Origin of the sequence: Pseudomonas sp. PONIH3 (assembly GCF_002934345.1) — a bacterium.
GTDB lineage: Bacteria > Pseudomonadota > Gammaproteobacteria > Pseudomonadales > Pseudomonadaceae > Aquipseudomonas > Aquipseudomonas soli.
On the sequence record NZ_CP026386.1, the window covers coordinates 6,053,023 to 6,065,862 of the forward strand.

Consider the following 12,840-nt stretch of genomic DNA (forward strand, 5'->3'; position numbering starts at 1 on the left):
TGCAGACGAGCCCGCTTCTGCAGTCCTTGCAGGGGGGGCTTGTCTGCGCGGCGGCGCCTCGGTCAGTCGTGGATCTTCGCCGGGTCGGTTTGCAACTGCCACAGCCCGGCATGGGCCGCCAGTTGCGCGTCGAGGTCGTACTGGCTGCCGTTGCGCCGGGCCTTCTCATCGGTCTTGAACAGATCGTCGAGCAGGTTCAGCAGGTTGCGCGAGCGGCTCACCGACTCGGGTGTGCTGACATCGGACTCAAGCTTGCCACCCTCGTAGGCGAGCACGCGCTTGGTGCTGGTGGCCTCCTGGGTGGCCTTGGCTTCCTTGAGCACATTGTCGACGAACGACAATTCGGTGGTGCTGCTCGCCGTTTCGCTGAGCGTGTGGTAACGGTAGTTCTTCTCGTCGAACGGATCCGCTTCGGTGAGCTTGGCAGCGGACGACAGGCTCGAATGCCAGGCGGCATCCAGCTTGGCCTCCTGGCGTTGCTGACGGGCGATGGTGGTGCCTTGGCCACTGGTCGAGGTCGATTGCGACACCTGGTAGGCGAAGCGGTCTTCCTCGTCCAGGCGCCGTGCGTTCGGGCGGCTGGACGGTTGCACGATCGAGGCCTTGAAGTCGGCCAGGCCGCTGAGCAACGCACGGCTGTAGGTGTTCACCGCGTCGTTATGGCCCGCCGGGCGCGGGCTGTTGTCGTCGATGCTGTTCAGTTGGCTGAAGGCATCCTTGAGCAGCGAGGTCAGTTGCGCATCGCCCTTGCCGCGCTTCTGCGCCTCGTCGAACTGGGTCAGGTAGTTGTCCAGGGCGGCCTGGCGCTGGGCCTTGCCGCCCAGCAGCGCGCCGCCCTGGGAGTCGAGGTCCAGCTGCACCTGGCCACTCGGGCCATCGAGTTTCAGGCTGCGGGTGGAGCCGTCCAGGCGCAGGTCGAAGGTCTGTTGCCCACCACTGGGCAAGTCCAGCTTGGCATTCATTTGCAGGCCGCTGAACAGGTTCGGATCGAGCTTGACCAGCGAGCCGAGCTGCAGGCTCGGCGGTTGCCGGGTCAAACCATTGATCGCCGACTGGAAACCGTCGGCCAGGGCGGCCAAGCCCTTGAGCTCGTTGGCGTTGAGCTCGCCGCCCTGGACTTCGGCGTCGACCGCCAGGCCCCGCTCACCGTTGTACAAACCCAGTTTCACCGTGGCGCCGGAGGCGGTGGTGAGGCTGAGGGTGACGGTATTGCTGGCGAACTCGCGCAGGCGTGACTGCTGCAGGTTCAGCGGGGTGGTGTCGGTCTCGTTGACCTGCAGGGCTGACTGGGAGACGCGCTGGCCGCCGCTGGCCGCCAGCTGCTCCACCAGGGCGCTGCCCAGGCCCTGGAAGCGGGCGGCGGTGGAGGACGACTTGACCGCGCTGAACATGTACATGCTCAGCTTGTCCAGCCCGTCCTGTTCCCAGGTGTAGCTGGGCTGCGCGTTGTCCAGCGTGCCTCGCGAGGTGTAGGTCTCACTGTCGGGAACGCGGGTGTCCTGGCCCAGGATGACCTGGGTGCCTGGGGCGCTGGCGACGCTCGTGGGCTGGCGAACGATCAGGTTCTGCGTGGGAGCGGGTGGAGTTTGGATCGGCGTGAATCGCAGTGCCGAGGTGATTGGGCTCATCGTCGCTTTCCTTGCGGAGTGAAAAGGATATGCCTTGATATCGGCATGCCATCAGCAAACCTGAGTGAACATTCGGATTTTTCCTCGGCCTATCCGGAATGGTCGTCTTGCCGGCGCAGAAACGAATCGGCCCGCCAGAAGGCGGGCCGGGAGTACTGCAAGCGACGATCAGCGGCGGCGGAACAGCGGCAGCGGTTCGTCGGTGGCGCCCTGGTAGGTCACCGAGAAGTCCTTCAGGCTCTGCAGCGCGTCTTCCGGGTCCTTGTCGGCACGGATGGCGAACGCGTCGAAACCGCAGCGGGCCATGTAGAACAGCTGGTCGCGCAGCACGTCGCCAATGGCGCGCAGCTCGCCCTTGAACTTGTAGCGGTCACGCAGCAGGCGCGCATTGGAGTAGCTGCGCCCGTCGGTGAAGGCCGGGAAGTTCAGGGCGATCACCTGGAAGTGCTCGACGTGCTCGCCGATTTCCTCGGCTTCTTCGTCGCTGTCCAGCCAGATGCCCAGGCCGCCGTCGCGCGCCTTGAGCAGGCTCGGATGGTCGCGCCACAGCTGCAGCGGCACGATGTAGTCGTCGCAGTTGGTCAGTTCGTCGATCGAAACGTCCTTGGGCAGCAGGTGCCAGGTTTCGTCGACGATCTGGTTGTTCTTAATGATTCGCTGCATAGACGCGCTCCTTGAAGGGATCGATGCCGATCCGCTGGTAGGTATCGATGAAGCGTTCGTCTTCAGTGCGTTGCTCGACGTACACATTGATCAACTTTTCAATCACGTCGGCCATGTCGTCCTGGGCGAAGGAGGGGCCGAGGATCTTGCCCAGGCTCGCATCGCGGGCAGCGTTGCCGCCCAGCGAGACCTGATAGAACTCCTCGCCCTTCTTGTCCACGCCAAGGATGCCAATGTGGCCGACGTGGTGGTGGCCGCAGGCGTTCATGCAGCCGGAGATATTCAGGTCGAGCTCGCCGATGTCGAACAGGTAGTCCAGGTCGTCGAAGCGGCGCTGGATGGATTCGGCGATCGGGATCGACTTGGCGTTGGCCAGCGAGCAGAAGTCACCGCCCGGGCAGCAGATGATGTCGGTCAGCAGGCCGATGTTCGGGGTGGCGAAGCCTTGCTCGCGCAGTTCCAGCCACAACGCGTGCAGCTGACGCTGCTCGACGTCGGCGAGGATGATGTTCTGCTCGTGGGAGGTGCGCAGGTAGCCGAAGCTGTAGCGCTCGGCCAGGTCGGCGACCGCGTCGAGCTGCTTGTCGGTCAGGTCGCCCGGGGCGACGCCGGTGGGCTTGAGCGACAGGGTCACGGCAACATAGCCCGGCTTCTTGTGCGCGCGGGTGTTGCGCGAGCGCCAGCGGGCAAAGCCCGGGTGCTCGGCGTCCAACGCGCTGAAGTCGGTGTTGTCCAGGGCCAGGTACTCAGGGTCGACGAAGTGGCGGGCGACGCGCTGTACTTCGGCCTCGGTCAGGGTGGTGTTGCCGCCACGCAGGTGGACCATCTCGGCCTCGACCTTCTCGGCGAACACTTCCGGGGTGAGGGCCTTGACCAAGATCTTGATCCGCGCCTTGTACTTGTTGTCACGACGGCCGTAACGGTTGTACACGCGCAGGATCGCGTCCAGGTAGCTGAGCAGGTCCTGCCAGGGCAGGAACTCGTTGATGAACGCGCCGATCACCGGGGTACGGCCCAGGCCGCCACCGACCAATACGCGGAAGCCCAGCTCGCCCGCGGCGTTACGCACCGGCTCCAGGCCGATGTCGTGCACCTCGATGGCGGCGCGGTCGTCGCTCGAACCATTGACGGCGATCTTGAACTTGCGCGGCAGGTAGGCGAATTCCGGGTGGAAGGTGGTCCACTGGCGGACGATTTCGCACCACGGGCGCGGGTCGACCAACTCGTCGGCGGCGACACCGGCGAACTGGTCGGTGGTGACGTTGCGCAGGCAGTTGCCGCTAGTCTGGATCGCGTGCATCTGCACGGTGGCCAGCTCAGCGAGAATGTCCGGGATGTCTTCCAGCGCCGGCCAGTTGTATTGCACGTTCTGGCGGGTGCTGATATGCGCGTAGCCCTTGTCGTAGTCGCGGGCGATTTTCGCCAGCATGCGGGCCTGGCGTGCGTTCAACTGGCCATAGGGCACGGCGACTCGCAACATCGGCGCGAAACGTTGGATATACAGGCCGTTCTGCAGGCGCAGAGGGCGGAATTCTTCTTCGCTCAGCTCACCGGCCAGGTAGCGGCGGGTCTGATCACGGAACTGCTTGACGCGGTCCTCGATGATCCGCTGATCGTACTCGTCGTATACGTACATATAAGTCCTGTCTCAGGCTGCATGCAGCTAATCGCGCGCACGGCCGCGCACTCCGGGTCGGAGCGGGGAAACGATAGCAGAGTGGGTTTATGCGCTAAAGTGATGTTTTAGCATATGAAAAGAACTATTTGGACTAAGTGAGACTGACTGGCATTTGTCCGCTGCGGTACATCACGGGGCTATAATCCGGGGTTTGCTCCGCAGGGATGTAACAGCATGCTCAAGGCCTTGTGCCAGAGCCTGTGCCTGAGCCTGCCGCTGGCAGCTAGCGCACAGGCCGCTTCGGTGGTGTTTCTCAATCCAGGCTACTCCAACGAAACGTTCTGGGTTGACTATTCACGCTTCATGCAGGCCGCCGCCAGCGACCTCGGCATGACCTTGCGCGTGCAATATAGCGAGCGTCGCGCCGACCTGGCCCTTACTCAGGCCCGTGAGGTGCTGCAAGGACCACAGCGCCCGGACTACCTGGTGCTGGTCAACGAGCTGTACGTTGCCCCAGAGATCATCCGCTTGTCGCGAGGCACCGGAGTCAAGCTGTTCCTGGTCAACAACGGCCTCACCGACAGCCAGGCGCACAGTGTCCAGGCGCAGCCGGACAAATATCCTGAAGTGCTCGGCTCGTTGGTCAGCAACGACGAGGAGGCTGGTTACCAGATGCTCAAGGCGCTGGCGGCGCAACTGCCTGCCGCACCCGGGGCGGTCGACTTGCTGGTATTCGCCGGGGTCAAGACCACGCCGGCCTCGCAGTTGCGCGTGCAGGGCATGCGCCGGGCACTGGCCGAGTTCCCCCAGGTGCGCCTGCGCCAGGTGGTGTACGGCGGCTGGAGCCGCCAGCGTGCCTTCGAACAAGCGCAGATGCTGCTCGAGCGGTACCCCGACACCCGCCTGGTATGGTCAGCCAACGACCAGATGGCATTCGGTGCCATGCAGGCGTTCCAGGCACTAGGCAAGGTGCCCGGGCGCGATGTCCTGTTCAGTGCGGTCAATAGCTCGCCTGAGGCTCTGCGCGCGCGAATCGACGGGCGTTTGAGCGTACTCATGGGTGGGCATTTCACCTTGGGTGGCTGGGCCATAGTCATGCTGCACGATGACGCCCGAGGGCTGGCGGTAGGCCGCGATGGCCAGCGCGAGCACAGCGCGCCGGCTCTGCAACTGATCGACTCAGCCAAGGCGCGGCGCTGGCTCGAGTTGTTGGAGCAGGATGGCCATGGTATCGACTTCCACCGTTTCAGTGCCGAAGGGCGACCGGCAGATTTCCGCTACCCGTTTCTCACGTCACCCGTCGAGTATTGAAAGACCCTGCTTGAGCGAAGGGCATTGCTGGACTTAACTGCTGCTTGTGAAGTGCATTCCCATAACCACTACAAGAGGCAATGCAATGGGAAACTCTACCAAGGTCCGCAAAGCTGACAGCAGTGTCGATGCCTGGGCGATCCTCTGTCTGATCGTGCTGGTGGTGGTCACCGCGGTGTACTGGGTCAGCCATCAATAGCGGATAACTGCTCAAGACCGTGAGAAGCACCTGAACCGCCCGCGGAAGGGATATCCGCGGGCGGATTGCGTTTTGGCAAGCAGTATTGGCGGATTTGCCCTGTGATCAGCGCGCCGTCAGGTGCATCGCCAACTGCACCAGGCCGATCAGCACGAAGATGAAGATCAGCGTGAACACTGTCCCCATCACGATGAAATGGCTGGCCTTGCCATAGGTGAAGTCGCGGGCGCGGTTCTTGCCGCTTTGCACGCCAAACGCCGCGGCAAGGATGCTCTGCAGCATCTGCCAAAAGGTCGGTGGCTTGCCATGTTGGCTGTCGTCCATGAGTGGCTCCTGGGTTCAGAGGCAATCATCGACAGTGTAGGCGACTCAGGCCGATGCGATCGCCGGGCTTGCCTTTTCCTGGTCGTCCTGGGCCACCACCCGCTCGCACAACTCGATGATCTGCTCGCGCATCCAGCGGTTGGCCGGGTCCTGGTCGGTGCTCTCGTGCCAGTAGAGATGGGTCTCCAGCGGCGGAACTTCCACTGGCAGTGGCTGGTGGCGCAACTGGTGGCGGCGGGCGAAACGTTCGGGAACGGTCATCACCATGTCGGTCTGCTGTAGCACCTGGGAGGCCATCAGGTAGTGCTGCGAACGCAGGGCGACACGGCGTTGCACCCCCATTTTGCCAAGGGCCAGGTCCACATAGCCCAGGCCATTGCGGCGGCTGGAGATATGGATATGGGTCATGGCCAGGTAGCCGTCGAGAGTCAGCTTATCGTCGGCTTGGGGGTGACCGGGACGCATGGCGCAGACGTAGCGGTCCTGCATGAGCTTGACGTGCCGAACCTGTGGATCGGTGTTAAGCGGCGCGTCGACGGCGAAGTCCAGGCGCCCGGCGGCCAGCTCCTTTGTGGTTTCGCGGCGCTTGCACAGGAAACTCTCGATCACCAGGGCTGGGGCAAGCCGGCGCAGGCGCTGGAACAGCGGCGGCAGGATCACCGCTTCGGTAAGGTCGGTCATGCTGATGCGGAAGGTCTTGCTCGCCTGCAGCGGGGTGAAGATGCGGCTTTCCTGGACCGAGGTGCGCAGCAGCGACAGCGCGTTGCGTACCGGGCCGATGATGTTCTGCGCCATGGGCGTGGGCACCATGCCTTGGGCGGTGCGCACGAACAGCGGGTCGTTGAATGTCTCGCGCAACCGTGACAGGGCGTTGGAAACCGCCGGCTGGGTGATGCCGACGATCTGCCCGGCGCGCGTCAGGTTGGCTTCGGTGTAGATCGCGTCGAAGACGATGAACAGGTTGAGGTCGACCTTGCTGAGGTTCATGGGCGCCGCTCTTTGTTGGAGTTATGGATCGATCATATATTGGTTATGAATGTTTATACACGAAGAAAATAGACTAGGTGGATGAAGGGTGGCTGTTCTAGGCTCAGGTCCATGTTCTTCATTGACGGAAGGTAGCCCCGATGGATTTCGCCTATTCGCCCAAGGTCCAGGTACTGCGCGAACGCGTCAGCGCATTCATGGATGCATACGTCTACCCGGCCGAGCCGGTGTTCGAGCGCCAGGTAGCCGAGGGCGACCGCTGGCAGCCTACCGCTATCATGGAGGAGCTCAAGGCCAAGGCCCGCGAGGAAGGACTATGGAACCTGTTCCTGCCCGAATCCGAATATGGTGCAGGGCTGAGCAACCTTGAGTACGCGCCATTGGCCGAGATCATGGGCCGCTCGCTGCTGGGGCCCGAGCCGTTCAACTGCTCGGCGCCGGACACCGGCAACATGGAAGTGCTGGTGCGCTACGGCAGCGAGGCGCAGAAGCGCCAGTGGCTCGAGCCGCTGCTGCGCGGCGAAATCCGCTCTGCGTTCGCCATGACCGAGCCGGACGTGGCCTCTTCGGATGCCACCAACATGGCCGCCACCGCCGTGCGCGACGGTGACGAGTGGGTGATCAACGGCCGCAAGTGGTGGACCTCCGGCGCCTGTGACCCGCGCTGCAAGGTGATGATCTTCATGGGCCTGTCCAACCCCGATGGCCAGCGTCATCAACAGCACTCGATGATCCTGGTGCCCACCGACGCAGCCGGCGTGAAGATCGTCCGCCCACTGCCGGTGTTCGGCTACGACGACGCGCCACACGGCCATGCCGAAGTGTTGTTCGAGAACGTGCGGGTGCCTTACGAGAACGTGCTCCTCGGCGAAGGCCGTGGCTTCGAGATCGCCCAGGGCCGCCTCGGGCCTGGGCGCATCCACCATTGCATGCGTTCGATCGGCATGGCCGAGCGCGCCCTGGAGCTGATGTGCAAACGCTCGGTCGAGCGCACCGCCTTTGGCCGGCCGCTGGCGCGGCTGGGCGGCAACGTCGACAAGATCGCCGACTCGCGGATGGAGATCGACATGGCCCGGCTGCTGACCCTCAAGGCCGCCTACATGATGGACACCGTCGGCAACAAGGTGGCCCGCAGCGAGATCGCCCAGATCAAGGTGGTGGCGCCGAACGTTGCGCTGAAGGTAATCGACCGGGCCATCCAGATCCATGGCGGGGCAGGGGTGAGCGGTGATTTCCCCTTGGCCTACATGTATGCGATGCAGCGCACCCTGCGCCTGGCCGACGGACCGGATGAGGTGCACCGGGCGGCGATCGGCAAGTATGAGATTGGCAAGTATGTGCCGAAGGAGATGCTCCGTAGCGAGCGCTAGGGTTTCCTGCCTGGGTCGTGGTGGCTGATATTGACGACAGAAGACCCGCCGCAGCGGGTCCCCTCGTCAACTTTCAGCCCGGCGGACTCAGACCCCCGCCGCCAGCTTCGCACTCACCTGCCGACGACGATACGCGCTGTCGCGGCTGGCCAGCCACCAGTACAGCGGCGAGGTGATCGCCAGCCCCACCAGCCACGACAGGTCGGCGCCGTTGATGTGTGCGGACACCGGCCCGACATACAGCGGCGTGTTCATGAACGGGATCTGCACCACGATACCCACCGCGTAGGCAATCAGCGCCTGGGGGTTGTAGCGACCATAGATGCCACCGTCGATCTTGAAGATCGAGTCGATGTCGTAGTCGCCCTTGTGGATGACATAGAAGTCGATCAGGTTGATCGCCGTCCACGGCACCAGCACCACCAGCAACACCAGCACCATGTCGACGAAGTGGCCGATGAAGTCCGCCGAGGCGAACACCGCCACCACGCAGCAGGCCGCCAGCACGAGCAGCGACAGCACGGCGCGGCTCTTGGCAGTGGGGATCCAGCGGTAGGCGAAGGTCTGTACCAGGGTGATGATCGACAGCACCGCGCCGTACAGGTTGAGGGCGTTGTGGCTGATCACGCTGAGCAGGAACAGCACCAGCATCAGCGGGCCGAGGGTGCCGGTGGCAAGCTTGACCGCGTCCATGGTGTCCATCCCGGCAGGGATCGCCAGCACCGCCACCGCGCCGAAGATGAATGACAGGCTCGAGCCCAGGGCCGAGCCAAGGTAGGTGGTCCAGAAGGTCGAGGACACTTTTACGTCAGCCGGCAGGTAGCGCGAGTAATCCGACACGTAGGGCGCGAAGGCGATCTGCCACAGCGCCGCCAGGGACACGGTGGCCAGCCAGCCGGCCAGGTTGAAGCCGCCGCGGGTGAGGAAGTCGTCGCTCTGCACATGGCTGAAGATGTAGCCGAAGCCGACCACGATGCCGATGCCCAGCACCCAGGTACCGATGCGGTTGAGCACGTGGATGAAGCGGTAGCCGATTATGCCGATGATGCCCGAGCCCAATGCACCGATGACGATACCCACGGACACCGGCACCGTCTCGACCACGCCATGTAGCGACTTGCCGGCCAGGACGATGTTGGAGGCGAAGAAGCCGATGTACATCACCCCGGCGATGACCACCACCAGCAGGGCGCCGAGCGAACCGAACTGGGCGCGGCTCTGGATCATCTGCGGAATGCCCATCTGCGGGCCCTGGGCAGAGTGCAGGGCCATGAGCACGCCGCCTACCAGGTGGCCGACCAGGATCGCGACGATGCCCCAGACCAGATTGAGGTGGAATAGCTGCACGCCGAGTGCGCCGGTGACGATGGGCAGCGGCGCGATGTTGCCGCCGAACCACAGTGTGAACAGATCCCTTACCTTTCCATGGCGGTCTTGCGGTGGCACATAGCCGATCGTGTGTTTCTCGATGAGGGGGGCCGAATTGGCTGCACTGGTCATGACTGACTCCAAGGCAAGGTGGGGCATCGGGGATTGCCCGGGTGCGTGCCGGCAAAGGGCGACGCGTTCTTGTTGGCGCGATGATGCGGGGCGGGCGGGGATCCAGAAATTAGTAAATTTGTGCTCATGAGCCTTAAAAAACCTAAGGCTGGAAAAAGCTTGAATGGGAAGGGCGGCAAGCGCGCTGCCGAGGCGCTTTGGCGCCGGACAAACCACGCCCATGACGCAGCGGCTATGCTTTCCAGTGCGCGGGTTGAGTGGGGAGTACTTCATGGCGACGCTGGAACGGGCCATCGCGATGGCCATCAAGGCACACGAAGGGCAGTTCGACAAAGGTGGGGCGGCTTACATCCTTCACCCGCTGCGGGTGATGGGGCGGGTGATCACTCCTGAGCAGCGCATTGTCGCGGTGTTGCACGATGTGCTGGAAGACACGCCGCTGACCCTGGCCGACCTCGCCCGTGAAGGTTTCCCGCTGAAGATCCTCGCCGCGCTGCTGGCGCTGAGCCGGCGCGAGGGCGAGAGCTACGAGGCGTTCGTCATTCGCCTGGGTGTGGACCCCTTGGCGCGCCAGGTGAAGCTGGCGGACCTGGCCGACAACAGCGACCTTTCGCGCATCCCTTGCCCAGGCCCGGCCGATGTGGCCCGGCTGTGCCGGTACCAGCAGGCCAGCGCCTACCTGCAGACGCTGGCCTGAGGGCCTTTAGCCGCAGGCCTTGAGGTTGACCGGGCCGACGAAGGCGTTGCCGCGCCCCATCACGCATGCCACCTGCTGGTTGCGCTGCAGCTCCCAGGGCTGCGGCGGGTAGGTCTTGTTCCAGGCCTCGAACAACTGGCGGTCCTGTTTGGACAGGCGCAGGTCGTACTGCTTGCTCATGTAGAAGTAGGTGCGCGCGATCATCCCGCGGATCGACGGGCGCGGCATGACCTTCTTGGCCTTGAAGTCGACCTGGGTCAGGCAACTGCCGTACTGGCCATGCTGCTCGGGCAACCAGCCGAAGCTGAAGTTGCTGCGGTCGCCGTTGACCTCGCCGATGCTCGGTACCAGGTTGTGCAGGTCGGCCTCGGCCCGCTGGTAGACCTTGTCGTGGCGCGAGCAGTTCTTGCGCCCGCCGTCCTGCCAACACTGGCGTTGATGGCCGATCTTCCAGGCCGGGACAATGTGTTCCCACTCGATGCGCGAGGCACGGTTGAGGTTCTTGCGCGGCGCATAGCCGCAAGACGCCAGGTCGACCTTGTTGCCCTGGTACTTGCAGCCGCAATAAAACTCGGTGGACTGCGGCGCGTACAGCTTCCAGGCAACCTTCTTGGCCTCTTGGAAGGTGCGTGGGGCGTCGGCGTGGGCGAGGGGGGGGAGCAGCAGCAGGCAGGCAGCGAAAAGCGAAACTCTCATGTGCAATCAGTCTTCCTTCGGCACGGTCCAGAACACCTGCACGCCGCCATCGTCGCGGTGGGCGAGGGTGACGTTGTCGTTCTCGGCGATTTCCTCGAGCAGCGTGGCCCAGTCATCGGGCGATTCGTGCTCCAGGCGGAAGATCAGGGCGGCGCGGCTGCGCTGGGCGGTGGGGCTGTTGATGATCTTCTGGATGCGCTGACCCAGTAGTTCATAACTGCTTGGCGACGCTGAGGCGGGTTTGGCCACGGGGCTGTTCCTTGTTTTGCTGTATGTGCATACAGTATTTCACTGTAAGCCATTTCGCAACAACGGGTAGGATGAAAGCCGTATAAGACCGTGGTAGAGGGATTGGTTCAATCGAAGACATCGCGGCGCCAGCCCGTTCCCACAAAGGTCATGTGTGCCCCGGGGGAGCGGGCTTGCCCCGCGATAGGGTCGGTATCTTCAACATACCAACCCGAAGTGCACGCCGATCAGTATTCCCAGAAGATCCGCTGCAGCTCTTTGCTGTCCTGGGTCTTGGTCATTGCGACCATTGCCAGGATCCGCGCCTTCTGCGGGTTCAGGTCATGGGCCACGACCCAGTCGTTCTTGTCGTCAGGTTGTTCGGCATTGCGCAGTACGAAGCCGCCCTGGTTAACGTGGGAGGAGCGGATGATCTGCACGCCGTCCTTACGCAGCTCCTGCAGCGCCGGCACCACGCGCGACGACACCGAGCCATTGCCGGTGCCGGCGTGGATGATCGCCTTGGCGCCGCCCTGGGCCAGCGCCTTGTAGGCGGTGTCGGTCACGTTGCCGTAGCCATAGGCGATATCCACGGCCGGCAGCTTGCTGATGGTCTTGATGTCGAACTCGGAGTTGACGGTGTGGCGCTTGGCCGGCAGGCGGAAGAAGTACGACTTGCCTTCGACCACCATGCCCAGCGGGCCCCACTGGCTCTTGAAGGCTTCGGTCTTGATATTGACCGCCTTGCTCACGTCACGGCCGGACTGGATCTCGTCGTTCATGGTTACCAGCACGCCCTTGCCGCGGGCGTCCTTGCTGCTGGCCACGGCCACGGCGTTGTACAGGTTGAGCATGCCGTCGGCGGACATCGCCGTGCCCGGACGCATCGAGCCGACCACGATGATCGGCTTGTCGGTCTTCTCTACCAGGTTGAGGAAGTAGGCGGTTTCTTCGAGGGTGTCGGTGCCGTGCGTGATGACGATGCCATCGACGTCCTTGCTGTCGGCCAGTTCGGCGACGCGCTTGCCCAACTTGAGCAGGTCGTCGTTGCCGATGCTTTCCGAGGCGACCTGCATCACCTGCTCGCCGCGCACGTTGGCCAGGTCTTTCAGCTCTGGCACGCCGGCGATCAGCTTGTCGATGCCTACCTTGGCGGCCTGGTAGGTGGCGCTGTTGGCCGCGCTGGCGCCAGCGCCGGCGATGGTGCCGCCGGTGGCGAGGATGACCACGTTGGCGAGCTTCTGTTGTTGCGCGGCTTCCTTGGCGGAAACGGTAGTCGGCAGTACCAGCAACAGCGCCAGGGCGCTCGGTGCGAAGGTCTTGATAGCGGATTTCATCATTTCTGCTTCTCTCTTCCACGGTGAGATGTGCGTTAAGTCGCACTGCAGTAAGGCAGATTTCGTACCATCAACTACCGTTCGTCGTATTTCATCTTGAAACCCTTGTCTGGACTGGAGGTACGCGATCCGACCAATTGGTCAAGTTGCGTGAGGTCATTCGGCTGGCCGAACGAGAGTAGGAAATGTGTTCGGTTTTTCGGACGAATTGCGGATAATCCCTCTTGCGTAGCTGCGGCTTCCTACGCGCTGGATTGACAAACCTGCGGCCTGTTTACATAG

Annotated in this window: 12 protein-coding genes; 3 read left to right on the forward strand and 9 right to left on the reverse strand. The window is 63.3% G+C overall.

Features of this window, described 5'->3' with window-relative positions; all coding sequences use genetic code 11:
* Nucleotides 1-62: 62 nt before the first annotated feature.
* From C3F42_RS28100 to C3F42_RS28110, 3 genes are all read right to left on the reverse strand, one after another.
* Nucleotides 63-1,628 (reverse strand): hypothetical protein, encoded by a 1,566-nt coding sequence (locus C3F42_RS28100; RefSeq protein WP_104445175.1) that lies wholly within the window; start codon nt 1,626-1,628, stop codon nt 63-65.
* A gap of 168 nt (nt 1,629-1,796) precedes the next feature.
* Nucleotides 1,797-2,291, reverse strand: coding sequence for a DUF934 domain-containing protein (locus C3F42_RS28105; RefSeq protein WP_023629994.1), 495 nt, complete (start codon nt 2,289-2,291; stop codon nt 1,797-1,799).
* Nucleotides 2,275-3,927, reverse strand: a complete 1,653-nt coding sequence (locus C3F42_RS28110) for a nitrite/sulfite reductase (protein ID WP_023629995.1) — start codon at nt 3,925-3,927, stop codon at nt 2,275-2,277. The genes C3F42_RS28105 and C3F42_RS28110 overlap by 17 nt, the downstream gene beginning before the upstream one ends.
* 216 nt (nt 3,928-4,143) lie before the next feature.
* Between C3F42_RS28110 and C3F42_RS28115 the strand changes: the two genes are divergently transcribed.
* A complete protein-coding gene (locus tag C3F42_RS28115) occupies nt 4,144-5,220 on the forward strand; it encodes an ABC transporter substrate-binding protein (protein ID WP_094011401.1) in 1,077 nt (358 codons plus the stop codon).
* Between the two features lie 304 nt (nt 5,221-5,524).
* Here C3F42_RS28115 and C3F42_RS28120 read toward each other — a convergent pair whose 3' ends face one another.
* Nucleotides 5,525-5,743 (reverse strand): DUF2970 domain-containing protein, encoded by a 219-nt coding sequence (locus tag C3F42_RS28120; protein ID WP_094011402.1) that lies wholly within the window; start codon nt 5,741-5,743, stop codon nt 5,525-5,527.
* A 45-nt stretch (nt 5,744-5,788) separates the two neighbouring features.
* On the reverse strand, nt 5,789-6,730 hold the full coding sequence (locus tag C3F42_RS28125) for a LysR family transcriptional regulator (RefSeq protein ID WP_104445176.1): 942 nt from the start codon (nt 6,728-6,730) through the stop codon (nt 5,789-5,791).
* Nucleotides 6,731-6,870: 140 nt separating this feature from the next.
* On the opposite strand from C3F42_RS28125, the gene C3F42_RS28130 reads away from it, so the two are divergent.
* Nucleotides 6,871-8,100: an acyl-CoA dehydrogenase gene (locus C3F42_RS28130; RefSeq protein WP_038706377.1), complete on the forward strand. Its 1,230-nt coding sequence runs from the start codon at nt 6,871-6,873 to the stop codon at nt 8,098-8,100.
* Nucleotides 8,101-8,187: 87 nt separating this feature from the next.
* Here the strand turns inward: C3F42_RS28130 and C3F42_RS28135 are convergent, their stop codons facing one another.
* Complete coding sequence (locus C3F42_RS28135) at nt 8,188-9,600, reverse strand: cytosine permease (RefSeq protein ID WP_023631216.1); 1,413 nt, start codon at nt 9,598-9,600, stop codon at nt 8,188-8,190.
* A 271-nt stretch (nt 9,601-9,871) separates the two neighbouring features.
* Here C3F42_RS28135 and C3F42_RS28140 point away from each other — a divergent pair, with 271 nt between their 5' ends.
* The gene (locus tag C3F42_RS28140; RefSeq protein WP_023631215.1) at nt 9,872-10,297 is read left to right on the forward strand and encodes a bifunctional (p)ppGpp synthetase/guanosine-3',5'-bis(diphosphate) 3'-pyrophosphohydrolase; all 426 of its coding nucleotides are present in this window, start codon (nt 9,872-9,874) and stop codon (nt 10,295-10,297) included.
* A 6-nt stretch (nt 10,298-10,303) separates the two neighbouring features.
* Here the strand turns inward: C3F42_RS28140 and C3F42_RS28145 are convergent, their stop codons facing one another.
* From C3F42_RS28145 to C3F42_RS28155, 3 genes are all read right to left on the reverse strand, one after another.
* Nucleotides 10,304-10,993, reverse strand: coding sequence for an endonuclease (locus tag C3F42_RS28145; protein WP_104445177.1), 690 nt, complete (start codon nt 10,991-10,993; stop codon nt 10,304-10,306).
* Between the two features lie 6 nt (nt 10,994-10,999).
* On the reverse strand, nt 11,000-11,242 hold the full coding sequence (locus C3F42_RS28150; RefSeq protein ID WP_023631213.1) for a DUF1654 domain-containing protein: 243 nt from the start codon (nt 11,240-11,242) through the stop codon (nt 11,000-11,002).
* A 227-nt stretch (nt 11,243-11,469) separates the two neighbouring features.
* Nucleotides 11,470-12,558 (reverse strand): asparaginase, encoded by a 1,089-nt coding sequence (locus C3F42_RS28155; protein ID WP_094011449.1) that lies wholly within the window; start codon nt 12,556-12,558, stop codon nt 11,470-11,472.
* Nucleotides 12,559-12,840: the final 282 nt, after the last annotated feature.

What these genes read in the sequence shown, in the direction of transcription:
- C3F42_RS28100 (WP_104445175.1), bottom strand. Translation starts at nt 1,628, where the DNA reads ATGAGCCCAATCACCTCGGCACTGCGATTCACGCCGATCCAAACTCCA.
- C3F42_RS28135 (WP_023631216.1), bottom strand. Translation starts at nt 9,600, where the DNA reads ATGACCAGTGCAGCCAATTCGGCCCCCCTCATCGAGAAACACACGATC.
- C3F42_RS28145 (WP_104445177.1), bottom strand. Translation starts at nt 10,993, where the DNA reads ATGAGAGTTTCGCTTTTCGCTGCCTGCCTGCTGCTGCTCCCCCCCCTC.
- C3F42_RS28130 (WP_038706377.1), top strand. Translation starts at nt 6,871, where the DNA reads ATGGATTTCGCCTATTCGCCCAAGGTCCAGGTACTGCGCGAACGCGTC.
- C3F42_RS28155 (WP_094011449.1), bottom strand. Translation starts at nt 12,558, where the DNA reads ATGAAATCCGCTATCAAGACCTTCGCACCGAGCGCCCTGGCGCTGTTG.
- C3F42_RS28140 (WP_023631215.1), top strand. Translation starts at nt 9,872, where the DNA reads ATGGCGACGCTGGAACGGGCCATCGCGATGGCCATCAAGGCACACGAA.
- C3F42_RS28110 (WP_023629995.1), bottom strand. Translation starts at nt 3,927, where the DNA reads ATGTACGTATACGACGAGTACGATCAGCGGATCATCGAGGACCGCGTC.
- C3F42_RS28105 (WP_023629994.1), bottom strand. Translation starts at nt 2,291, where the DNA reads ATGCAGCGAATCATTAAGAACAACCAGATCGTCGACGAAACCTGGCAC.
- C3F42_RS28115 (WP_094011401.1), top strand. Translation starts at nt 4,144, where the DNA reads ATGCTCAAGGCCTTGTGCCAGAGCCTGTGCCTGAGCCTGCCGCTGGCA.
- C3F42_RS28125 (WP_104445176.1), bottom strand. Translation starts at nt 6,730, where the DNA reads ATGAACCTCAGCAAGGTCGACCTCAACCTGTTCATCGTCTTCGACGCG.
- C3F42_RS28120 (WP_094011402.1), bottom strand. Translation starts at nt 5,743, where the DNA reads ATGGACGACAGCCAACATGGCAAGCCACCGACCTTTTGGCAGATGCTG.